19 protein-coding genes are annotated in these 22,873 nt (G+C 37.7%); 4 read left to right on the forward strand and 15 right to left on the reverse strand.

All coding sequences use genetic code 11. The features are described from left to right. The 5 genes from V5M36_RS06120 to V5M36_RS06140 all read right to left on the reverse strand — a co-directional run bounded on the left by V5M36_RS06120 (position 1) and on the right by V5M36_RS06140 (position 6,610). Positions 1-696 carry a methionine ABC transporter permease gene (locus V5M36_RS06120; protein WP_338563093.1) on the reverse strand — a complete coding sequence of 232 codons (696 nt, stop codon included), beginning with the start codon at positions 694-696 and terminating at the stop codon, positions 1-3. Beyond that, on the reverse strand, positions 693-1,718 hold the full coding sequence (locus V5M36_RS06125) for a methionine ABC transporter ATP-binding protein (RefSeq protein WP_338563095.1): 1,026 nt from the start codon (positions 1,716-1,718) through the stop codon (positions 693-695). Before V5M36_RS06125 ends, V5M36_RS06120 begins: the two co-directional genes overlap by 4 nt. Positions 1,719-1,790: 72 nt before the next feature. After that, on the reverse strand, positions 1,791-2,660 hold the full coding sequence (locus tag V5M36_RS06130) for a MetQ/NlpA family ABC transporter substrate-binding protein (protein WP_338563098.1): 870 nt from the start codon (positions 2,658-2,660) through the stop codon (positions 1,791-1,793). An 833-nt stretch (positions 2,661-3,493) separates the two neighbouring features. Continuing rightward, complete coding sequence (locus V5M36_RS06135) at positions 3,494-4,729, reverse strand: HmuY family protein (protein WP_338563100.1); 1,236 nt, start codon at positions 4,727-4,729, stop codon at positions 3,494-3,496. A 21-nt stretch (positions 4,730-4,750) separates the two neighbouring features. Then, positions 4,751-6,610: a TonB-dependent receptor plug domain-containing protein gene (locus V5M36_RS06140; protein ID WP_338564075.1), complete on the reverse strand. Its 1,860-nt coding sequence runs from the start codon at positions 6,608-6,610 to the stop codon at positions 4,751-4,753. Positions 6,611-6,930: 320 nt separating this feature from the next. On the opposite strand from V5M36_RS06140, the gene V5M36_RS06145 reads away from it, so the two are divergent. Then, complete coding sequence (locus tag V5M36_RS06145; protein ID WP_338563102.1) at positions 6,931-7,926, forward strand: DUF6607 family protein; 996 nt, start codon at positions 6,931-6,933, stop codon at positions 7,924-7,926. A gap of 215 nt (positions 7,927-8,141) precedes the next feature. Here V5M36_RS06145 and V5M36_RS16055 read toward each other — a convergent pair whose 3' ends face one another. Further along, positions 8,142-8,309 carry a GNAT family N-acetyltransferase gene (locus V5M36_RS16055; RefSeq protein WP_445206312.1) on the reverse strand — a complete coding sequence of 56 codons (168 nt, stop codon included), beginning with the start codon at positions 8,307-8,309 and terminating at the stop codon, positions 8,142-8,144. Further along, positions 8,275-8,421 carry a GNAT family N-acetyltransferase gene (locus V5M36_RS16060; protein WP_445206313.1) on the reverse strand — a complete coding sequence of 49 codons (147 nt, stop codon included), beginning with the start codon at positions 8,419-8,421 and terminating at the stop codon, positions 8,275-8,277. Before V5M36_RS16060 ends, V5M36_RS16055 begins: the two co-directional genes overlap by 35 nt. Positions 8,422-8,760: 339 nt before the next feature. On the opposite strand from V5M36_RS16060, the gene V5M36_RS06155 reads away from it, so the two are divergent. Then, positions 8,761-9,915: a hypothetical protein gene (locus V5M36_RS06155; protein ID WP_338563105.1), complete on the forward strand. Its 1,155-nt coding sequence runs from the start codon at positions 8,761-8,763 to the stop codon at positions 9,913-9,915. A gap of 106 nt (positions 9,916-10,021) precedes the next feature. Here V5M36_RS06155 and purD read toward each other — a convergent pair whose 3' ends face one another. The 7 genes from purD to V5M36_RS06190 all read right to left on the reverse strand — a co-directional run bounded on the left by purD (position 10,022) and on the right by V5M36_RS06190 (position 17,469). After that, complete coding sequence (gene purD / locus V5M36_RS06160) at positions 10,022-11,305, reverse strand: phosphoribosylamine--glycine ligase (RefSeq protein ID WP_338563108.1); 1,284 nt, start codon at positions 11,303-11,305, stop codon at positions 10,022-10,024. A gap of 121 nt (positions 11,306-11,426) precedes the next feature. Beyond that, complete coding sequence (gene purH, locus V5M36_RS06165; RefSeq protein WP_338563111.1) at positions 11,427-13,001, reverse strand: bifunctional phosphoribosylaminoimidazolecarboxamide formyltransferase/IMP cyclohydrolase; 1,575 nt, start codon at positions 12,999-13,001, stop codon at positions 11,427-11,429. Between the two features lie 95 nt (positions 13,002-13,096). Continuing rightward, the gene (gene fis / locus V5M36_RS06170) at positions 13,097-13,366 is read right to left on the reverse strand and encodes a DNA-binding transcriptional regulator Fis (RefSeq protein WP_001086304.1); all 270 of its coding nucleotides are present in this window, start codon (positions 13,364-13,366) and stop codon (positions 13,097-13,099) included. 371 nt (positions 13,367-13,737) lie between these two features. Continuing rightward, a complete protein-coding gene (locus V5M36_RS06175; protein ID WP_338563116.1) occupies positions 13,738-14,583 on the reverse strand; it encodes a zinc-ribbon and DUF3426 domain-containing protein in 846 nt (281 codons plus the stop codon). A 49-nt stretch (positions 14,584-14,632) separates the two neighbouring features. Then, positions 14,633-15,538, reverse strand: a complete 906-nt coding sequence (gene prmA, locus V5M36_RS06180) for a 50S ribosomal protein L11 methyltransferase (RefSeq protein ID WP_338563118.1) — start codon at positions 15,536-15,538, stop codon at positions 14,633-14,635. A 426-nt stretch (positions 15,539-15,964) separates the two neighbouring features. Further along, a complete protein-coding gene (locus V5M36_RS06185; RefSeq protein ID WP_338563121.1) occupies positions 15,965-16,852 on the reverse strand; it encodes a bile acid:sodium symporter family protein in 888 nt (295 codons plus the stop codon). Between the two features lie 269 nt (positions 16,853-17,121). Further along, the gene (locus V5M36_RS06190) at positions 17,122-17,469 is read right to left on the reverse strand and encodes a hypothetical protein (RefSeq protein ID WP_338563123.1); all 348 of its coding nucleotides are present in this window, start codon (positions 17,467-17,469) and stop codon (positions 17,122-17,124) included. A 266-nt stretch (positions 17,470-17,735) separates the two neighbouring features. On the opposite strand from V5M36_RS06190, the gene mnmG reads away from it, so the two are divergent. Next, complete coding sequence (mnmG, locus tag V5M36_RS06195; protein ID WP_338563125.1) at positions 17,736-19,619, forward strand: tRNA uridine-5-carboxymethylaminomethyl(34) synthesis enzyme MnmG; 1,884 nt, start codon at positions 17,736-17,738, stop codon at positions 19,617-19,619. Positions 19,620-20,023: 404 nt separating this feature from the next. Here the strand turns inward: mnmG and V5M36_RS06200 are convergent, their stop codons facing one another. Continuing rightward, positions 20,024-21,019, reverse strand: a complete 996-nt coding sequence (locus tag V5M36_RS06200) for a helix-turn-helix transcriptional regulator (RefSeq protein WP_338563127.1) — start codon at positions 21,017-21,019, stop codon at positions 20,024-20,026. Between the two features lie 281 nt (positions 21,020-21,300). Here V5M36_RS06200 and V5M36_RS06205 point away from each other — a divergent pair, with 281 nt between their 5' ends. Continuing rightward, positions 21,301-22,860: a circularly permuted type 2 ATP-grasp protein gene (locus V5M36_RS06205; protein WP_338563129.1), complete on the forward strand. Its 1,560-nt coding sequence runs from the start codon at positions 21,301-21,303 to the stop codon at positions 22,858-22,860. The last annotated feature ends 13 nt before the right edge of the window (positions 22,861-22,873 follow it).

Genomic DNA, 22,873 nt, shown 5'->3' on the forward strand with positions numbered 1-22,873 from the left:
TTATCTGAGTCTGGACAGCCAATCCCCTAAGGATTGAACAATCTGAACCATGATGAGCAATACAACAACAGTAAGAATAACCACACTGCTGTCAAATCTTTGATATCCATAAGAAATAGCTAAGTCACCAACACCACCTGCACCCACGGCACCCGCCATTGCAGTTGCTCCAATCAAGCTGATCGTTGCGGTGGTTAAGTTTAAAATAAGTGAGCTACGCGCTTCAGGTAAGATGAATTTGAAAATAATTTGTAGTGGTGTAGCACCCATCGCTTGCGCAGATTCAATAATTCCTTCATTCACCTCGAGCAGTGAAGTCTCGATCAAACGCCCCATATATGGACCAATATAGATAGTCAAAGGAACGATTGCTGCCCATGTTCCTATCGATGTGCCCACGAGTAATTTGGTCAGTGGAATAACGGCAATTAATAAGATAATAAATGGAAGAGAACGCAGAGCATTAACTATAGGGTTAAGGGTGTGATAAATCACACGATTGGTTAAAATCCCATTGGGACGCGTAACCAATAAAACAATCGCTTGAATCAATCCCCAAATTGTTCCGAACAGCATCGCAAAAAAAACCATATGTAAGGTTTCTTGCATTGCTGTCACAAACTGGTCTATTGAAAGTGAACTTTTCCAGAACGGGGCGGTGAGCTCAGTCAGCCAGCGTACAATGCTCTCTCTCATATTTGAACTCCTGATTGTTCAACTTTTACGCCATGATTTTCAAAGAAGGCTATGGCTTGTTGAATAATTTCGGGGTCACCTAAAAGTTGTATAAACATTTGACCAATCACCGAACCATTAATTTCAGTCATATTTGCAAATAAAATATTTAAACTAATATCGAAGGTTTTAATCACTGTTTGGACAACAGTCTCTTGAGCTGAAGAACCTAAAAATTGCAGACTATAAATACTGTGGTGATTTTTATTTTCTAAATTATTTAAAATATTAACTGGAAGTTGTTGGTGCAAAACCGTTTGAATAAAGGTTTTGGTTGTCGAATGTTGCGGTTGACTGAAAATATCTAAAGTTGAACCATATTCAATCACTTTGCCTTGTTCCATGACAGCAACATAATCACAAACAGATTCAATTACATCCATCTCATGCGTCACCATAACGATCGTGATGCCTTGTTCTTTATTGATTTTTTTTAGGAGGGAGAGTACAGACTTTGTTGTTTGAGGATCTAGTGCAGATGTTGCCTCATCACAAAGTAAAATTTTAGGATGATTGGCCAGAGCGCGTGCAATGCCCACACGTTGTTTTTGACCACCCGATAGTTCATCTGGAAATGCATCTTTTTTATGTTTTAAATCGATGAAATCGAGTAATTCATTTAGACGCTTTTCGCGTTCTGTTTTATTCCAACCTAGAAGTTTCATCGGCATTTCAATATTAGCAGCCACGGTTTTGGTCTGTAATAAATTGAAATGTTGAAAAATCATACCAATATGGGCACGTTCAAGACGCAATTCAGATGCATTTAATGCAGTAAAATCTTTTTGATTAATCACGACTTGACCTTCATTGGGACGTTCCAATAAATTTATCAAACGGATTAATGTGCTTTTGCCTGCACCACTGTAGCCAATAATGCCGAAAATACTGCCTTGTGGGATCTGAAGGTTAATTTGATCCAAAGCACGTATAGTCTGACCTTTTAGCTGATAGTGTTTTGAAATGTTTTTAAATTCAATCATATCGTCAAGAACTTTAAATAAAAGAAAAACAGGCAAAGTTAATTTGCCTGTTTAGATGAAATAAGTATATTACTATTTTGCTTCAGTAAGATAGCTAATCGGTTTGTTCACATCAACTTTAGTCCCTGCAAATTTATCTTGGATAAATTTTTGTACAGCAGGCGTGTGATAAAGCGCGCCAACTTTTTGTAAAACAGGATCATTTTGACGAGATTCAGCCACAGCTAAAATATTGACGTTTAACTTTGTGCTTTGGTCAATTGGTTCATAAAAGATTGAATCTTTTAATACATTTAAACCACCCTCAAGGGCCAAAGTATTACCTAAAACGATAGCATCAACTTCATCTTTTACGCGAACAGCTGTCGCCATTTGAATTGGTTTGATCACAATCGCTTTTGCATTTTCAGTAATATCGTTTGGAGTGCCCGTAGCAGGATTAAAATCTGCTTTTAATTTGATTACGCCAGCCGTTTGTAACAGTAATAAAGCGCGAGCTTCATTCGCTGCATCGTTTGGAATGGCAATCGTGGCACCCTGAGCAAATTCTTCAACTTTTTTAACTTTACTTGAGTAGATCCCCATCGGTTCTAAATAAGTTGTAGATACTGGCGCAATCTTATCTTTATTGTTTGCATTAAATGCAACTAAATACGCATAAGATTGGAATGCATTGATATCAATTTCTTTGTTAGCAACCGCAGTATTCATAGAGACATAGTCAGTAAAGTTTTTGACTTCTAACTGAATACCAGCTTCTTTAGTTTCAGGAAGCGTCGCTATATAGTTCCAGATGTCAGCGTCTGAGCCAGTAGAAGCCATCGTTACTGTCTGTAATTCTGTGGTTTCAGCCGTTTGGGTTTCAGATGCAGGTGTTTCTTGTTTTGTACACCCTGCCAAAGCAACGCTTAAACCCAATACCATTCCGAGTAGTTTTTTCATATATTTTCCTAGGTAAATTCAATCTTGGATTTAAATTTACATCTTGTTGTATGGAGAGATTAAATCTAGCTTGAATCGGTCTGATCGATTTCTGTATACAACTTTCAAATGATATATACGTATGTCATCAAATCTTCATCGTATGGTAGAAAAATCGAAGTGGTGAATAGTAAGCAACTGTATTCGCGACTTCTTTTCTTTCATACTATTTTACAAATTGAGTTGATGATAGCAATTTTTGAGTCAGCATTATAGGGATGAAAGAGAACGCTAATTTTATTGGGAATGCTGAAGAAAGTGCCACATTTAATTATTTTAATATTGAAAACAATATATTAATTTTTATACATCTTTTAATTTGACATTTTAAATGCTGATTTAATCTTATTAAGTGTAAAAAAAATATATAGATTTGAATAGGCTGCTTTAATAGGTCATATATTGACCATAAATGCACAAGCATTATTCCCTCATTCTAGACTTTTCCAAGAGGGAGGAGCGTTCTTGTATAACCATTTAAAACTGTTCAATAGATCTGCTTCATAAGCTGTTTGGATATTATAAGCTTACAATCCGTATTTCCTCATCCTAACTTTCTTCCCGATGAATGGAGTTTTTGGATATCAATTTATTACTGCTCAATGATCTTTTTTTGATATATGAAAGAAGTTTAATACTCCTTATTTATTCATGTGTGTGATTTAATAATTTTGAGTGATTAAAGAGTGTATTAAATATCATTCACATATTCTTATCATATAAAATATATATGCAGAACAGCGGCATTAAAAATTTACGCTGTTCTGCATGAAATTATAGTGTGTTTGAGTACATTATTTCGCAGGCTGAATATCAAACTCAAATGTCCATGTGGTTGGAGTCTTATTGTTTGTTGGATCGGCATAACGAATTTCTTTTAAATGCATGCGAGCATAGCTATTACCTTTATTGCCTCTAATGATACTCGCAGCATTTGGATTGGCAGCTAAAACATGCGCAGCTTTTAATCCTGCTGCTTCAGCTGTAGCGAGTGTTGGATGATAATCATACCAGCCATAAGAAAGCTTATTCGGATAGTTGCCTTGAACGGATGGATTTAAAACTGAAGTCGTTAAATTTGATCCCCATTTTGTAACTGTCGCCGTAGCTGCTGCTTTTAGGTCTGCTTTAGTGTCTTCTAAAGTATTCATGTTTTTAAATTTTTCAATGATCACGTTACCTTTTTCGTCATAAAAACCAGAGGGTTGATTGGCAACGCTACTGCCAGCAGTATCTTTATTCACTTTAACGTTATAGCGGTTAAAAGCAATTTGCCAAGTATTTGTGGAGTGACTGCTTTGAACACCTGTATTTAAGTCAATATAATTCCAACCATTTGTAGAATCAATTTGCATTTCTCTAATGTCATTCGGTGTGGCTGTGTTGATATAGCGTAGCGTGATATAGCCAGATGCAGTGCCTTTATAATAGTTTATGATTTGAACGGCAAAAACAGGTTTTGCGGAAGTACCAACAACATTTTTACTGCTAGGATCAGTGGTCACTAAGAAGGTTTTAAAATTGGGTGACATACGATGATCATCGAATAAATTATATTCAAAGAAGCTGTTAAAGCTACGACTAGTGTCCATAAAAGCATTGCTATAGCCATCAGTAATCCAAGCAGAGGCTGGTATTGTGCCACCCTGGGATGCATCTAACTCTTTAGATAGCGTTTCCCAATTTGCATTAAAGGGTGAATATAGAGCACCGCCATTGCCTGAACCACTCACACCACTATTGGTATAAAGTTTAGGTGCAGGTGCCTCCATGTGAAATTTTAGATCCCAATCGGTTGAATCGCAGGAAATATCTGCTTGACTGTCGATATCATAACAATATGCATCATTGGTAGCGGGGCTAATGGTCCATTGCTTTGCTTTAAGCGTAAAAAGATCCTGATTCACTGGAGGTTTTTCGACTTCGCCGCTACCATCATTGCCACCACCACTTCCGCCACCGCAAGCTGTAAGTAATAAAGTAAGTGTTGATAAAGTGAATATTGTTTTAAGGTGAAGATTAGATTTCATTTTAGTGAGTCCTTTTATGGGTTATTTCAGATTTTTGTTCCAGTTAAAACGTAAGCCCATATAGGTATATCTACCTGCAATGGGACGATAATCAAATGTGGTATCAAAATTGCGCTGTTCATTAAATAGGTTGTCAATACCAGCAAAAACACTTAAATATGGGCTGAATTGGTAGTCGACTTGGCCATCTAGCGCAAACCAATCGGGTGAGCTGTATTGATTGGCACTGTCACCATATTCGGAGCTTTGATAGCGAGTACGTAGTGTGAGGTCTAGTTGATCGTTGACTGCATAATCTGCACCTAGACGAGCAATATGCTTGGGGCGCCGTGTTAGTTCACGTTTGGAAATTTGATCTTTTGCTTCTGTGTAGGTATATGCGCCTGTCAAAGTAAATTTGGGAGAAATAAACCATTGCGCTGAGGTTTCGATACCTTTGGTTTCAGCTCTCGCCACATTGCTATAACTATATTGGGTAATGCCGTTCACTGTAGTGGCATTGTCATAATCGGTCTGAATCAGGTCCTGAACTTCATTTAGGAAGACATTGATTTCAGCATTCCATTTTTCTTGTTGGATCAGATTAAAACCCAATTGATAACTATCAGAAGACTCGGGTTTTAAGTTTGGATTACCAATGACAATGTAGCCTAGGTGGCTATGATCAAAAGAATAAAAACGCTCTTTTAAATTGGGTACTCGATAGCCTTGTCCAAAACTAAAACGAAAATCTGCCAGCCAATCGTTCTCTTCTAGAAGACGATATTTAGTACTGAGCTTAAATGCATTGTGGCTGCCAAAATCGTCATCATTTTGAAAACGCCAACCTAAAACAGTATCGAGATTTGGACGAAGTTTGATGTCATTTTGTAGATAAAATTCGTGGCGATCACGCGAAACTTTACCGCCTTGCATTTCAAACTTTCCATTATTACTTTGTTCTAATTGTTCTTCATGCCAATCATAGCCAAGTTGCCAATTTTGTTGGTGCCACTCGGGTAAGCTGAGCTGTGAGCTGAAATGGGTGTTTTCTTGATTAGAATTTCTTAATGCAGATAGATAACCATCGGTGGTTTGTGTCGAAGTAGTTTCATAGCTCTCATGCACTCCTTTGAGGTCAAAAAGGTAGTCGTCTAAAAGCTTGAATTTAGATCCTGCGCTGAAACGTTGGCGTTCAATATCTTCCAGTTTGTACTGTTTTACCATTTTAGGAGTAATGAACACCTCGCTGCGTTGATGGTCTTCTTCAGTGTAGTCATTGAAATCTGCCCAGAGCATGAACTGGTCAGAAGGCTCCCATGCACCATACATTGAGTACTGTTGTCGTTTTTGCGCATCACCTTGTCGGGGATATTGATTAGGATTTACCGAAAAGCCGTTATTTTTTAATTGATCGCCGATGATTCGACCTTTAAAGGCGCTGTTTGAAGCATCGATTTGAATTTTTTCATGATGATTGTTAATGGATGAAGACTTTCCATTGTCATTTTGTTTGCCATAACTCCCGATATCAACTTGAGCTGAAATAGAAACGCCATGTTCCACTTTTTTGGTGATGATATTAATCACACCACCCATAGCAGAGGAACCATATTGGGCAGAAGCTGCACCTTTTATGACTTCGATATGGTCAATACCACCTACAAGATATTGGTCTAGATCAACAGTAGAGCTGGTACTCGCAGCCAGAGGAAGTCCATCAATTAAAATTAAAACCTGATCACTACTAAGACCTTGTAATGAAATTTCATAACCAGACTTCCCGTGAATTTCACGAAGCAAAATACCTGGGATATTTTCTAATGAGTCTTTGAGCGTTAGGGCATTGGTTCGTTTTAATTCTTGTTCTGAAATATATTCCGTACGAATTGGGCTATCCATTAATTTTTTTTCAGAACGAGTTGCTGTGACCACAATGGTGTTGAGCTTTTCTAACTGTGAATTTGCAATGAGATTTTGAAAGGGAAACCCACCCAGTGTCAAAATTGCAGTGAATAATGCTGCAGGTTTAATTTTGGTATTGGCATGTAAATGATTCACAGAATTCATCACTAATGATAATTATTAACTTATGGTAATGGTAATGATTATCATATTGATTTACAATAGTGCACGGACTTATTTCATAACATTTAAGAATGTCACAATTTAAAAAATTAATATGAATTAAATCAGTGATATATTGTTTTTAGGAAGAATTTATGAATCACAAGCTTTGTTATGCGCTCGGCGCACTTCTAGCTTTTGGGGGTAGCTCAGTGTTTGCAGAAAAGCCATTAACACAAAATACTTCGCAGGTTGAGTCTGTGGAATTATTTAAACAGTTAACACAACAGCAAGCACATCAAGCAATTTTGAAAATGGCAGGTGAGTATCAAGTTTCTTTTCGTTTCGAAGAGATTTATGCTCTGAAAGCCAATTATGAAACGAAACCACCAGATCTCTCTAAGGCTTATGAAACTGTAGTGGTATTGGAAAATACACCAAATAAAATTTCACTACAGCATTTACTCATGGCGGGAAGCCATGTCATTAAACATTGGCGTCAAGATTGGGAGTATCAGCCCAATACCACATGGCGTTATGCAGGCAATTATCAATGGCAAAAAGTCGCATTGACTGCTGAACAGAGTAAAGGTAAGTGGTTACAAACGGTTTGGCAGGTTGATGATTCGCCACGCTATGCAGGTTTGGGTTTATGGACGTCCAATCATGGAGTAGAAGCGTGGACATCTGAAAGTACGTATCGTCCTTTACCGCGCCGTGAACTGACCACACGTGACGATTATGATACGATTACAGGTGTTAATCGGCATGCTATTTCAGCTGAAGGCTGGGTGCATGAGCAAGATAATATTAAATATGATGCTAAGACTCAGACCCCAGTCGCGCGTGAGTTTGGTGTAAACCAATATGTACGTGTCCAGAATTTTGATTTTAAACCTGCGTATGCTTATTGGGATAAGAATAAAAATTATTGGAAATCTGTGCGTTTAGCATGGGAGGATGCGTTTAAGCAGAATGATGTGTTGGGCTTGCGTTTTACTCGACAAAAAGATAATGATAAAAATGCACATTATACGCAATTTATGCGTCAGGCTAAGGATTATGCTGCGAAATCTGTATCAGATCAAACCATTGAAAAAGAAGTCAAAAAGCTTCTTAATCAAGAACTGACCACGGGTCAGGTCAAATAATTAGCTGCTGAGATGCTCAAAAGCTTTCATCAGTGAGGGCCTTTGAGCTGATACATGAACTTTAAGATCGCGTTTAATGCCATGGATAATGCAAATTTATAGAATTGATGTTAGTAAAATTTTATATGTAAATAGTCACTGCGCATTTTTCGTAAAGTATATGGCTGTGTAGTGTAGGGGGGGATATTCAAACGTCCTTACTTGTGCCAATCCATTTATTGAATCACACGTTGTGAGGGTGGATTCACAGTTGCGGTAAATGAAATGACTTTTTCTAAGCGTAGAGTTCTAAAAGCATATTTCAAAACTGCTTTTGCGCCTTCTGTGGCATAACCTTGGTTCCAATATTTAGGAAGTAAAACGCCAACCAATTTTAGATGCATCTGCCATCTCAAATTCAGGTGGATCCACATGTAATCCTATAAAACCAATAAACTCACCTGTGTCTTTCAGTTCTACGGCAAATAAACCCCAACACACGGGTTTCGATTGCATCTTTTAAGCTTTTCATAAATGCAGTGGCTTCATCAGCATTGAGCTTTTTATAGAAGTAACGCATGACATCATCGTCTGTACACATTTGGATAAATGGGGCAGGGTTGGATTCTTGCTATTGGCGGAGGATTAGGCGAGGGGTTGCGATTAAGATTTTAATATTAAATATTTATAAATGTTTGTTTGTTAGACACATAGAGTAAAAAACATAAAGTACAGTATGATGTAATTGGTGTTTAGTAGAAATAAATGAATAGTACTTTTTTGGAAATAATTTGACTAACTCAATTAATCTTAATAGCCTTTTAGTTGTATTTTTCATTAGGCAAAGAATAAAAAATGGAGTTGCGATACGGATTTACGGAAGATAACTTTCTTACATTATGCCAAGAGAATCTTAAGCGGGAAAAAACAACAGTTTTTGAAGATTTATATGAAGCTCTTATTCACTTTTTTAGTACTCCGGATTCAGTCTTAATAACAGACATAAAGCATAACTACCCATTTGAGTACTATGATGATCACTTATCGCTGAAAGAGTATATAGACAAAGGGAAAATGATTATCCCTTATCTTCAATTTGAGCTACATAGTGATAAGGTCACTGATCTAGAGGTTACAGACGTTAAACTACCTTCATTTATTTTATTATGTGATTTTCTGTATGGAGGAGGTGTTACTAGGAAGTACAATATCAAAAATACAAAAATGAAAACCAAAAACAAAACATCAATACGGCTTCTTTCCGTTGAATTTCCTCAAGCATTGTTAACAAAGCTTAATTCACGAATGACACCACCAAAAAGTTTATTACCATCAAAATTAGGTTTTTATGAGTGGCGGCAGACTTTCTATAACAAAGTGACCGGTGCAAGCTTCTTTTGCTTATGTTTTAAAGATGCAATGTTTAAAGAGCAGAATGGTTTGATGGTAAAACATGCTCATCTTAAAAATGCATTAGAAAAGCAGTCATTTAAAGAATCGATTTGTCACATTTGCACTAACACAAATTCAGACTTAGTATTTGGAAGTTCTGTATTCAAAGGAAGATATGGTGCATATATTACAAAGCACTCAATACAGGAAGGCATTAGTGAAAGGGATGCGGAAAACCATATTAGAGAGTTAAAAGGTGTAGCGCGTATAGGTGAAAGATGGGTTAATGAAACCTTATTGTTTAACTACATCAATCTGCTATTTCCTCAACACACGGTACAAAGAGAAGCATCACCAAGTTGGTTGAGTCGACAAAGGTTTGATGTCTATATCCCAGAGCTTAATTTAGCGATTGAGTACCAAGGGCAACAACACTATCTTGCTGTCGATCTATTCGGTGGAGAAAAAGGATTAAAACGGACAAAGCAAAGGGATAAGGAAAAGCTTCAACTCAGTAAAGTAAATGGAGTGGATATTATCTATTTTAGCTATAAAGATAATTTAACTGAAAAATTAGTACAAAATCGACTTAAAAATTATCTTAAAGAACCTCTATAAAAGTGTATTTTTAATCATGGATATAGATGATAAAAGCCCATATTTGATCTATATTTTTATAAAAAACCCCGATTCGTTCGGGGTTTTTATTTAACCTAAACCAAGATTAAGCATTTTCACGATCAATTGCACGGTAACCAATATCTTTGCGGTATTGAACACCATCAAACGTTACTTTTTGACATAGCTCGAGAGCTTTAGCTTGTGCTTCACCAATTGTATTACCAAGTGCTGTCACACAAAGTACACGACCGCCAGCAGTCACAACATCACCATTAGTATTGGTTTTTGTACCTGCATGGAATACTTTCGCATCAGTCATTTCTGTTTCAAGGCCAGAGATCACATCATCATTACTTGACGTTTCAGGGTAGCCCTTAGACGCAAGTACAATTCCAACTGTTTTTCGTTCATCCCACTCAGCTTCTGCGGGTAGATTTCCGGCAATACCTGCCTCAACCAAATCAACAAGTGATGATTTTAAGCGCATCATAATGGGTTGTGTTTCAGGGTCACCAAAACGGCAGTTGAATTCGATCACTTTAGGTTGACCTTGTTCATCAATCATGAGGCCTGCATATAAGAAACCTGTATAGACATGACCATCGGCTTTCATGCCATCAACAGTTGGACGCATCACTTCTTTCATTGCTTTTTCAAAAACTTCAGCAGTCACAACAGGTGCAGGGGAGTAAGCACCCATACCGCCAGTATTTGGACCTTGATCGCCTTCAAAAATGCGTTTGTGATCTTGAGACGTTGCCATAGGTAGAATGTTGTCGCCATCAATCATACAAATGAATGATGCCTCTTCACCAGCAAGGAATTCTTCAATCACAACACGTGAACCAGCGTCACCAAATCTATTGCCTGATAGCATGTCATCAATTGCATCAAAAGCTTCTTGATTGGTCATTGCAACAATTACGCCTTTGCCCGCAGCTAGACCATCCGCTTTAATCACAATTGGTGCGCCATTTTTTTCAACAAAAGCTTTGGCTTCAGTGACATCGGTAAAGACATCATAGAATGCTGTAGGAATGTTATGGCGTTTTAAGAAATGTTTTGCAAATGCTTTAGAGCCTTCAAGCTGTGCGGCAAACTGGGTAGGGCCCCAAACTTTCACATCAGCTGCGCGACATGCATCGACAACACCATTTACAAGTGGTGCTTCAGGGCCGACAAGGACCAATTCTACATTATTATTTTTAGCAAATTCGATAATTGCAGCATTGTCTAAAATGCTTAAATTTACATTTTCGCATTTATGCTCAGTTGCTGTTCCTGCATTACCTGGCGCAACAAACACTTTAGTGACTTTATCGTCTTGCGCGATTTTCCATGCAAGTGCGTGTTCACGACCACCATTACCTAAAACTAAAATATTCATTATTAAAAATCCTGAAAAATAGAATCCCCCTAAATCCCTCTAATCGAGAGGGACTCCCTTCGTTCTATTATGATATAGAAAACCCTCCTTTATGAAAGGAGGGTTAGGGAGGATTTAGTAATTAATGACGGAAATGACGCATACCCGTGAATACCATGGCAATCCCAGCTTCATCCGCTGCTGCAATCGTTTCTTCATCACGCATAGAACCACCCGGTTGAATGATGCATTTGATGCCCGCTTTCGCAGCATTATCAATACCATCACGGAATGGGAAGAATGCATCGGATGCCATGACAGCACCTTCAACCACTAAACCAGCATGCTCAGCTTTAATTGCGGCAATACGAGCAGAGTTAACACGGCTCATCTGACCAGCGCCAACACCAATAGTTTGGCGACCTTTGGCATATACAATCGCATTTGATTTAACATACTTCGCAACTTTCCAAGCGAAAATCATGTCATCAATTTCAGCTTCAGTTGGCGCAACTTTCGTAACTACTTTAAGATCATCTTTGGTGATCATACCTAAGTCTTGGTCCTGAACCAGTAAACCGCCATTAACACGCTTATAGTCAAGCTGTGAATGACGTTCAGTAATTGCAGGAAGTTCACCACAAACAAGGACACGAACGTTTTTCTTCGCGCCTGTTATTTCAAGTACGCCTGGAGCAATGCTTGGTGCAATAATCACTTCAACAAACTGACGATCAACGATAGCTTGGGCAGTTGCAACATCTAATTCACGGTTAAATGCGATGATGCCGCCAAATGCAGATTCTGGATCAGTTGCATAAGCAAGATCATATGCAGCTTTGATTCCATCTAAAGAAACAGCAACACCACAAGGATTTGCATGCTTTACAATGACACAGGCAGGTTTTTCGAATGATTTAACACATTCAAGCGCTGCGTCTGTATCTGCAATATTATTATAAGAAAGTTCTTTACCTTGAAGCTGCTTCGCTGTTGAAACAGAAGCTTCAGAAGCTGTGTCTTCTACATAAAATGCAGCAGACTGATGTGGGTTTTCACCGTAACGTAAATCTTGTACTTTATTGAGTTGTGTATTGAAAGTACGAGCAAATTTATCTGCCTGACCTTCTTCTTTACCCACACGTGCACCTAAGTAAGATGCGATCATGCCATCATACTGTGCAGTATGCTCAAACGCTTTAACCGCTAGATCGAAACGCGTTGCATGAGATAAAGCACCATCTGCTTTAATTTCTGCAACGACAGTGTCGTAATCCGATGCATTTACGATAATACCGACCGATGCATGATTTTTAGCAGCAGCGCGAACCATCGTTGGACCACCGATGTCGATATTTTCAATCGCATCCGCAAGTGAACAATTTGGTTTAGCAACCGTTGCAGCAAATGGGTATAGGTTAACGATCACTAAATCGATCGCATCGATATTGTGTTCAGCCATTACCGCTTCGTCGATTCCTCGGCGCGCCAAAATACCACCATGAATTTTAGGATGTAGCGTTTTTACGCGACCATCCATCATCTCTGGGAAACCTGTATGCTCTGAAACTTCAACCACTTCGACACTATTGTCTTTCAACAATTTATAAGTGCCACCCGTAGATAAAATTTCTACCCCTAGAGCTACTAGGTTTTTTGCAAATTCAACAATACCCGTTTTATCAGAAACAGAGATTAAAGCGCGTTTAATAGTCATGATCTTCGTCACAGTCTTCTTGGAAACAATTTAAAACAAATTAGCGAAATACAGGTGAAAAAAAATGCCTGCGGAAATCGCAAGCATTTTATCATTTATTCACTCATTAAACCGTGAGCTTTCAACTTTTTACGTAAAGTGCCACGGTTGAGTCCGAGGATCTCAGCAGCACGTGTCTGATTACCACGTGTATATTCAAGCACTACAGATAAAAGAGGTTTCTCCATTTCTGCAAGCACCATGTCATAAACTTGAGATGGTTGTTCGCCTTGCAATTGAGCAAAATAATGGCGAACTGCGCGATCTACGTGAATACGAAGAGCGACATCAGATTGTGCAGTAAAAATAGGAGATTTGCTATTCATGCGAGTTAATCCGAGAATCAATAATCACTTGGGTAAAGTGATAAAATGTGGTCAAAATAAAAACAAGCCCCGTTTCAAATACTAAAACGGTTGGCTCTAAAACAAAGAACAATTAGCTTGCCATAATTTGGACTATTGCGCGAAATTTAACCGTAACAATACATTAATATTTGTTACAGCATACGTTTCAAAAAAAAATCTACCTGATGCGCTCAATAAACCTATTTAGCACAGCGGATATATATAATTTAATGAAAAATTGCGAGAAGTTGATATGGCAAAGCTTTCGTGGCGCATATCATACCATTGTCTTGAGAAAAGTGAGCAAGAAAACTACATTTTTTTTAATTTTTTTTTAATTTTTTTAAATCTTAAGGACGTATAACTTCTATTTTGTAGCTATCAAAAGAATTTCGAGCAATATTTAACTCAATTTCGAATTTGTATGGGCTATTTTGAGGAATTCGAGTGATTCCACTTAAACTTTGAATCAGATATTGATCTGATTTTTTAATCATTGAGTAGACGGCTTTATTGTTTTTCATCAAGGTTAATTTTATTAAAGGCAGTTCAAGGCCTTTTTTATAGGTATTGGTCAGCGCACCGCTCACTATCAATCTATTCTTGGATAGTTCATGTAATTGAAGATTGTCTACCTTTATATAGTGATAACGTTGGTCAATCGTTTCACAGCTTAATAAATTACAAGTATGAATAAAAACAGTGTTGAGTGCTGGAGAACGACTGAGAATATCTGGGTTGAACCACAAAATCTGAACAAACAATATAAATGCCAAGATCAAATTGATGATGGACCAAACGACATAATAGAGCATCCCTTTGCTGTTATTTTCTTTGGTGTACTGGCTAAATGAAAGATTAAGTGAAGGGTAGTGGGTAATCGGATCATTATTATATGTATTTATATTATTTAAATAAGTACGTAAATTAATATTCGAATTTTCAATCTTACGATCAAAAATTTCAAAAATATGCTGCTCTTCTGCTTTGATTTTCAAAATAGGCTCATCAAAAAACAAAGGTTCAGTCGGGTATTTCTTTTCCTCTAAGGCTTGAGGTTGATATAGATAAAGTAGCGCATTAAATTCAGCAAAGCATTTTGGACAACAAACCATGCCCTGAGCAACAGTTAACTGAGTAACAGAAACTCTATATATTGTTGAGCAATTTGGGCAGCGGGTTTGTTTTTCACTCATGATTTTGAATTATTATCTCAAATAGTGTTATGTCGTGTTATGTCCAGTATTATATCGTTTTATGGCGTTTACCTGAAATACGACACCAATTTTCGTCGCGTTTCTCAACCTCTAATATATCAAAGAATTCAGCATAAACACCAGAAACATCCTCGACTTGCTCTTCAATTACGCCTGCAAGTGCAAATTCTGCTTCAGGTTTAACCAAAGTAGAGAATTCTGAAGCAAGCGCCATCAATGGTCCTGCAAGAATATTAGCAACAAAGACATCCGCTTTTTGTTCTGCAAATACTGTATTAAATTCTTCAGGTAAGCCGACATATAACTTCTCAAGCACGCCATTTAATTCGGCATTTTGCTCAGTTGCAAGTACAGCTTGAGGATCAATATCAGTGGCATAGACTTTTTTTGCACCTAAAAGTAATGCAGCAACACCTAAAATACCCGAACCACAACCATAATCGATTACGATTTTATCTTTTACGTCAGTTTTACCTAACCATTGAAGGCACAAGAAGGTCGAAGCATGGTTACCAGTACCGAAAGCCAAACCTGGATCTAATTTAATGTTTACTGCATCTGCTTCTGGTGCTTCCATCCATTCAGGAACGATCCAAAATTTATCAGCAATTTGAATCGGTTCATAGGCATCCATCCAAGTGCGTTCCCACTCTTGATCTTCCATTAATTCGCTTTTTAAAGGAGCATCTGGCATTTGCGCTTTAATAAATGCTTCTAAAGCAGAAACGTTAATTTGTTCTTCATCTTCTTGCGCGTAAATACCCGTAACAATCACTTTATTCCAAAGAGGTGTTTCACCTGGAAGTGGTTCAAGTAATGCCTGATCCTCTGCATCATCTAAAGTCACACTAACAGCGCCTAAAGAGAGTAATAGTGTTTCAGTGAAATCAACTTGAGCTTGATCGACAGTAATATGGATTTGTAACCACTTCACAGTAAAGAACCTAAAATTTTAGTACGGATGTTGTATTGTAACGTATTCAAACCCGACATTGCGTAATTTCATATGTGAAATGCTGGTGCATTTTCCTCCTTGATGAATTTTAATTACTTCAAATTAGACCACTTCTAAAAGTCAAATAATGAACATAGCATAGCAATAAATGGAGATATGAAAATTACTTCTCCCTTTGGGAGCCGGTGAGAATGACGGAATGCTCATTGTTTATTTTGAATATGAATAACTTCAGATCGTACTGAGCGTGAACATTCTTATGTGAAGTGAGTATTTGAAATGAGAATTTGAAACGAATATTTGAAGTGATTATTTAAAATAAGTATTTGAAGTGAATAAAGGCTACCCATAGGTAACCTTTATTTGAATTATTAAAATTACTGTTTAAAGTGCACGAATTTATTTTTAAACAGCGTGGTCTATATTTTTCGGGACACTTATAGGTGCATAACGGTTTAATAACATGCCAAACACAGCTGCAAAAATATACATAAAAATGGAATAGATTGCTGCGGGCATTGCTGCTTCAGTACTGTGCATGATGGTAAGTGCAATGGTCATTGCTAAAGTACTGTTATGAATTCCGATTTCAAAGGCGCAGGCACGCGCTTGAAAACTTGGAACATTCAAAAGTCTTGGTAAAAAATAGCCAATACTTAAACTTAAAATACAGAATAATGCAGTTGCGATACCGACCTGTCCAATATACTGCATAATATTGGCACGTTCAGACAAGATAGCACCGACAATAATAAGCACGAGGAATACCACTGCGAAAATACGCACAGGTTTTTCAAGCTTATGCGCAATATGCGGCGCGTAATGTCGAATCAGCATACCGATTGCAACAGGCACTAAAATAATAACAAAGACTTGTAAAATTTTACTAAATTGCAAGCCAATCTGAGTAGAGTCTTGAATGAAGTGTGCAATCGCGAAATTTACAATTAAAGGCAGTGTAATCGCTGCAATCACGGCATTGATGGCTGTCAGTGTAATGTTGAGTGCTATATCGCCTTTATAAAGATAACTGAATAAATTCGCTGTAGCTCCACCTGGAGAGGCTGCTAATAACATAAGACCCACAGCCAAAAGAGGGGGAAGGTTTAAAACCTTACAGATGATAAATGCAATACCCACCAAGATCACCAATTGAGCAAAGAGCGCAATCAATACTGCTTTGGGATGCTTTTTTACCCGTATAAAATCTTTTAAAGTTAACTCCAGACCTAAACCTGCCATAACAATAGCGAGTGCAAGTGGGAGCATAATGGTGACGATTCCTGTATCCATGGAATTTTCCTAATTCGTGATTTTTATTTTGATCAAGTTATTGTATTAAATATGGCTCTACCTGAGCATATTGTATTTTATGTCTTATCAAAAGCGAAAACTGATTCATTTATATCACGATTGCTTAAATCTCAGTGAAGTAGGCTGTATACAAAAGAAAATGGGGATTGGATTCGAGATTTTAGATTTTTAGATTATAAATAAAAAGCCAGAAATAATGATTATTTTTCTGGCTTCATTCAGGACTTAAACTCAATTTTATAAAACTTTTATTGCTTTGGCATAGGAGGAGAGAAGCTTAAAGCACATTTTCCTTTGTATTCTTTACCTTCAATATTAATAGATTTGCTTGTAGGGTCACTACGGCAAATCGAATTTAATTGCGCTTCATTACCCGTTAAACCTTTTGTATTCGCTGGAGAAAACTGCGGTTGGCAGGTGCCATTCCAAATGATCCCTTTATACGCGAAACTGACTTCAGCTCCCTCTGATTTTCCCTGACATATTTGTTGGAATTTTTTCACGTCATACATATTTTCCACTTTATCATTGGCCTGACTATAAGCAGTGAAAAAGAGTGTACATATCATTGTTGTTAATAGTGCTTGAGTTTTCATGACGGATACCTAAAGCTTAAATTGAACAATAAATATACTATATGATGCGTTATAAATAAAAAGATAAAATGCGTGCATAAGCTGTAAGGTTTTATTTTAAATCGTTTATTTGTGCTGTATAAATGCAAAATTTCAGCATCAAGTATTAAAATTGCTGTAAATTATTTGCGCCACAAAAAAAACCAATAAAAAAAGTAGAATCTGTCTAATAGACAGCAAAATTTGCTATAATTTGACGTCATTATTTTATCTCCCAATATACCACTATGCATTATCCTAAAGTTTACGATGTCATTGTTATCGGTGGCGGACACGCTGGTACAGAAGCAGCTTTGGCTGCGGCACGTATGGGGCGTCAGACCTTACTCTTAACTCATAATATTGAGACTTTAGGGCAGATGAGTTGTAACCCTGCCATCGGTGGTATTGGTAAGTCACATTTAGTCCGTGAAATTGATGCTTTAGGCGGTGCTATGGCACTGGCTGCTGATAAAGGCGGTATTCAATTCCGAATTCTAAATTCTCGTAAAGGCGCTGCAGTTCGTGCAACGCGTGCACAAGCAGATCGTATTTTATATAAAGCTGCGATTCGTGAAACGCTGGAAAATCAAGCGAACTTAGATATATTTCAGCAATCAGCTGATGACTTAATTGTTGAAGGCGATAGCGTTAAAGGTGTTGTGACCCAAATGGGTATTCGCTTTGACTGTAAAACAGTGGTGTTAACCACGGGTACATTCTTAGGCGGGATTATTCATGTTGGTTTAGAGCAATCTAAGGGCGGTCGAGCAGGTGATCCACCGTCTATTGCCTTGGCTGATCGTTTACGTGAACTTAATCTTCCAGTGGGACGTTTAAAAACAGGTACGCCACCGCGTATTGATGCACGTTCTGTTGATTTCTCTGTAATGCAAGCACAGCCAGGTGATTTACCATCACCGACCATGTCATTCATGGGGGATGCTTCTATGCATCCTGAGCAAGTGAGCTGCTATATTACGCACACCAATGAAAAAACCCATGACATTATTCGTGGCGGACTGGATCGTTCACCGATGTATACTGGTGTGATTGAAGGTGTAGGCCCACGTTACTGTCCATCAATTGAAGATAAAATTCACCGTTTCTCAGATAAAAACTCACATCAAGTGTTTTTAGAGCCTGAAGGCTTAACCACGCATGAGCTTTATCCAAATGGTATTTCTACATCTTTACCTTTTGATGTTCAGTTTGAATTGGTGCGTTCGATTCGCGGTATGGAAAATGCCCACATTATTCGCCCAGGTTATGCAATCGAATATGATTATTTCAATCCACAAGCTCTTAAATTTACCTTAGAAACCAAAGCGATTGCGAATTTGTATTTCGCAGGTCAAATTAACGGAACTACAGGTTATGAAGAAGCAGGTGCGCAAGGTTTGCTTGCTGGCCTAAATGCTGCACGCCGTGCTTGGGAACAAGAAGAGTGGACTCCTAAACGTGATGAAGCCTATATGGGTGTATTGGTGGATGATCTCATCACACTTGGAACCAAAGAACCCTACCGTATGTTTACCTCACGTGCTGAATACCGTTTAATGCTGCGTGAAGACAATGCAGATCAGCGTTTAACAGCAATTGGTCGTGAAATGGGCTTGGTTGATGATGCACGTTGGGCGAATTACTGCGAAAAAATGGAAGCCGTTGAAACGGAAACAGCGCGTTTACAGCATCTTTGGGCTGCACCGAATAACCCAATGGGCAAAAAGTTCGTTGAAATGACAGGTGGGGATTTAAGCAAAGAGTCGAGTGCAATTGATTTACTTAAACGTCCAAATGTCACTTTTGCTCAAATTGCAGAATTGACTGATTCACAAGTCACACCATTTGTGGGTGAGCAAATTGAAATTGCGGTGAAATATGCAGGCTATATTAACCGTCAGCATGAAGACGTTGCGCAAATGAAGCGTCTCGAAGACACTAAAATTCCAACGGCATTTGATTACGATATTGTTTCAGGCTTATCGCGTGAAATTACATTGAAATTAAAAGATGTTCGCCCTGAAACATTGGCTCAAGCTAGCCGTATTCCGGGTGTGACACCTGCTGCGGTTCAGCTGATTATGATTACGATTCGTAAGAATATTGCATTGGCAAAAAAATCAGCTTAATACGTTTAGTAATGAGTACAAAAAAGCCCACTTGAGTGGGCTTTTTTTCTTTTGATGATTATTGAGCTAAATAAAGCAAAAAAATGATTAAGAAAATAAATAGAAAACATAAGCAGATCTAAATATTTTCCCATTTTAAAATAAATTGCTAAATTAAAAATATACCAACCGAAGAGGATAACACCATGACTAAGAAAACAATTCGCTATAACACGGGTGACCTTGCATGCTGCATGATTTAAATCAATATCAATATGCGTGTAACAACATTCGCGTCATATGTTTTTAGTTTATACGACTAAATGGGGCGAAGACGTCATATAAGTTATTAAAAGATAAGAAGATGATATTTAAATCATAAATTGAATAAAAATTTCTAAAGAGCTTTCATCAGGCTCTTTTTTTTATTCAATTTCGTGAACTGCATTAAATACATTCAGCGGTTCAATGCGAATAATTTTTTTACCGAAGCTTCTCAACCACCACACCAATTGTGAGGTAAATGGAACACTGGCACTGACTTTATATAAGTCTTCTGAAACTTTGACGATGGTTTGCTCTTTACTAAGTTGGCTCTCCATAAAATAAAGTGCGTCAGCTTCACTCATGATCAGTTCTAGATCAACATGTTCAGTCGGTTTATTAAAATCAACTCTGAAACCTAGAGCACCTGAATCAATATAAGCATCAATATCAAAATTTACCGGATGTAATGCTCGAGTGTCTAATACGGTTGCAGATTTAAAACGGTGTAAAGCAAAGGTTTGTACTTCAGTTTTATCGTGACGTGTACAAATAAGATAAATAATCGAACCTTTTTGCACCAATGCTAAAGGATTAAGCGTGTATGCTTTATCTTCACCCTGCGGTCCTCTGACACGATAAATACATTCAAGTTGTTTATCTTGGAGTAAGCCTTCATAAATCGCTTGTTGTGCTGCTTTTTCAACTACTGGAGGGATAAGGGGTTGATTAGCCGGAACGATTCGAACTCTATTGATCCATTGGCGAACGTTATTTTGAGTCGAAAGACTACGCCGTGCTAAATCGAACCAAGGATTCATTTCTTCAATGAGGCTTGGTGGTAACAAATGTTTTAAATGTTCTTCAACCATCATAAATGTAACGGCCTGTGAACTGGTCATGTGCGGCAAACTTTGAATCGGAGCATCAGAACGCCAGCGCCAGCCCTGAGGAACGGTTTTATTACTTTCGATAGGAAAGCGTTGAGAAATCTGATTTAAGTCACGCTGAATCGTACGTAGGCTGATATCAATACCTTCGCGTTCTAGCGTTTCCTGAAGCTCACGAGTACCCATCCATTTTCCCGTAGAAAGTCGAGAAAGGATTTGCCATTGTCGATAGAGGCTATTTGAGGTTTCTTTTTCTTGTGATGACATAATTTCAAAATAACAATGGCTAAGGAGGTTTCATGGACACAATAGAAAAACTAGCGAGTTTTAGCAAGTCACAGTTAAAGATTCTTTTCTATTATTGACATTCATCTACGCTGTTTTTGTTTATTCGATCAAAATAGTGAAAAAAATTGAAAAGTTTAAAGTAATTGAATAATGCTTTTTAGATAGTCGTTTTGTCCATTGGCATTGCTATTGCATGTTTAAGATTAGAAATATTTAAAATCAGAAATCAGAACAGAAATTAAAACAATGACGAGGTGAGTATGCTTAAAGAAGATAACGATATAGCTTCCACTTTAAACGCTTTAACAGTTGATGCTGTTACTGATCATTTTAAGAAAACATTAGATTTAGAGGTTCAACATATCCAACAGAATAATATGGCATATCTATTTGACCAAATGAAATCCGAATTTTTTAATGAAATGTTAGATGATCTAACGATTTTAAGTGAAACCAGCTCAAAAATTGAGACATGGCTGTGTAATCGTAGCTTAGAAGAATTAAAAGGCTTGAATCAGCAGGCTAAGGAACATTTCCTGAGTCAGGGAATAACATTTGCAGTCTATGGTGAAGCAGATGCTACAGATCGCATCATTCCTTTTGATCTCATACCGCGTGTAATTGCCAAACAACAATGGAACAAGATTGAACTCGGATGCTCGCAACGCGTAAGAGCACTAAATTTGTTCTTGGATGATATTTATCATGATCAATTGATTTTGAAAGAAGGAATTGTTCCTGAAATTCCCGTACTGACGCATGAGGCATATTTACCCATGATGTATGGGCATCAGCTCAAAGGTCAAATCTATAGTCAAATCAGTGGCATTGACATTGTAAGAGACCAGCAAGGTGAATTTTTTGTCTTAGAGGATAATTTAAGAACACCTTCGGGCGTATCTTATATGCTTGAAAGTCGAAGGATCAGTGAAAAATTGATGCCAGACTTATGTGAAGGCATACAATTACAAGGTATAGAGCATTATCCTCAGCTGTTAAAAGAAATATTGGCAGAAAACGCACATGTGGATCGTCCATTTATCGTGGTCTTAACTCCTGGACGATATAACAGTGCATTTTATGAACATTGTTTTTTAGCAAGAGAAATGGATGTACCTTTGGTAACAGGACAGGACCTTTTTGTTGAAAACTGCATGGTTTATGTTAAAACTGTATGGGGTAAACAGAAAGTCGATGTAATTTATAAACGTTTAGATGACATTTTTATTGATCCATTGTGTTTTAAACCTGACAGTGCTTTAGGTGTTCCAGGATTAATGTCAGCTTATTTAAAACATAATGTTGTGATTGCAAATGCTCCAGGTGCTGGTGTTGCGGATGATAAATCTATTTATCCTTATGTGGATAAAATGATTGAATTTTATCTGAATGAAAGACCTATTCTGAATAATGTTCCTACATATCAATGCCGTGACTATGATTCATTAGATTTTGTTGTACAGAATCTAGATAAACTGGTCGTTAAAGAGGCACAAGGATCTGGTGGTTACGGAATGCTGATTGGCCCACAAGCTACAGCTCAAGAAATTGATGCATTTAAGGTCAAGCTTTTGTTAAATCCGCACCATTATATAGCACAACCGACATTATCCCTTTCCGTCGCGCCAACCATTACACAAACGTGTATTTCGGAGCGACATATTGATTTAAGACCCTTCGTCTTAAGCTCTCCATATCGAACAGAAATTGTACCTGGAGGATTAACACGAGTGGCAATGCAAGAGGGTTCTTTGGTCGTCAATTCTTCACAAGGTGGTGGTGTTAAAGATACATGGGTAGTCGATTCGCGACATTCTTAATCTTAATTACAAC

Origin of the sequence: Acinetobacter sp. KS-LM10 (assembly GCF_036896575.1) — a bacterium.
GTDB classification, from domain to species: Bacteria; Pseudomonadota; Gammaproteobacteria; order Pseudomonadales; family Moraxellaceae; genus Acinetobacter; species Acinetobacter avistercoris.

What these genes read in the sequence shown, in the direction of transcription:
- V5M36_RS06125 (WP_338563095.1), bottom strand. Translation starts at nt 1,718, where the DNA reads ATGATTGAATTTAAAAACATTTCAAAACACTATCAGCTAAAAGGTCAG.
- V5M36_RS06135 (WP_338563100.1), bottom strand. Translation starts at nt 4,729, where the DNA reads ATGAAATCTAATCTTCACCTTAAAACAATATTCACTTTATCAACACTT.
- V5M36_RS06185 (WP_338563121.1), bottom strand. Translation starts at nt 16,852, where the DNA reads ATGGATACAGGAATCGTCACCATTATGCTCCCACTTGCACTCGCTATT.
- V5M36_RS06145 (WP_338563102.1), top strand. Translation starts at nt 6,931, where the DNA reads ATGAATCACAAGCTTTGTTATGCGCTCGGCGCACTTCTAGCTTTTGGG.
- V5M36_RS06130 (WP_338563098.1), bottom strand. Translation starts at nt 2,660, where the DNA reads ATGAAAAAACTACTCGGAATGGTATTGGGTTTAAGCGTTGCTTTGGCA.
- V5M36_RS06175 (WP_338563116.1), bottom strand. Translation starts at nt 14,583, where the DNA reads ATGAGTGAAAAACAAACCCGCTGCCCAAATTGCTCAACAATATATAGA.
- V5M36_RS06200 (WP_338563127.1), bottom strand. Translation starts at nt 21,019, where the DNA reads ATGTCATCACAAGAAAAAGAAACCTCAAATAGCCTCTATCGACAATGG.
- fis (WP_001086304.1), bottom strand. Translation starts at nt 13,366, where the DNA reads ATGAATAGCAAATCTCCTATTTTTACTGCACAATCTGATGTCGCTCTT.
- V5M36_RS06155 (WP_338563105.1), top strand. Translation starts at nt 8,761, where the DNA reads ATGGAGTTGCGATACGGATTTACGGAAGATAACTTTCTTACATTATGC.
- V5M36_RS06140 (WP_338564075.1), bottom strand. Translation starts at nt 6,610, where the DNA reads ATGGATAGCCCAATTCGTACGGAATATATTTCAGAACAAGAATTAAAA.
- purH (WP_338563111.1), bottom strand. Translation starts at nt 13,001, where the DNA reads ATGACTATTAAACGCGCTTTAATCTCTGTTTCTGATAAAACGGGTATT.
- V5M36_RS06205 (WP_338563129.1), top strand. Translation starts at nt 21,301, where the DNA reads ATGCTTAAAGAAGATAACGATATAGCTTCCACTTTAAACGCTTTAACA.
- V5M36_RS16055 (WP_445206312.1), bottom strand. Translation starts at nt 8,309, where the DNA reads ATGCATCTAAAATTGGTTGGCGTTTTACTTCCTAAATATTGGAACCAA.
- mnmG (WP_338563125.1), top strand. Translation starts at nt 17,736, where the DNA reads ATGCATTATCCTAAAGTTTACGATGTCATTGTTATCGGTGGCGGACAC.
- V5M36_RS06120 (WP_338563093.1), bottom strand. Translation starts at nt 696, where the DNA reads ATGAGAGAGAGCATTGTACGCTGGCTGACTGAGCTCACCGCCCCGTTC.
- V5M36_RS06190 (WP_338563123.1), bottom strand. Translation starts at nt 17,469, where the DNA reads ATGAAAACTCAAGCACTATTAACAACAATGATATGTACACTCTTTTTC.
- V5M36_RS16060 (WP_445206313.1), bottom strand. Translation starts at nt 8,421, where the DNA reads ATGCAATCGAAACCCGTGTGTTGGGGTTTATTTGCCGTAGAACTGAAA.
- purD (WP_338563108.1), bottom strand. Translation starts at nt 11,305, where the DNA reads ATGAATATTTTAGTTTTAGGTAATGGTGGTCGTGAACACGCACTTGCA.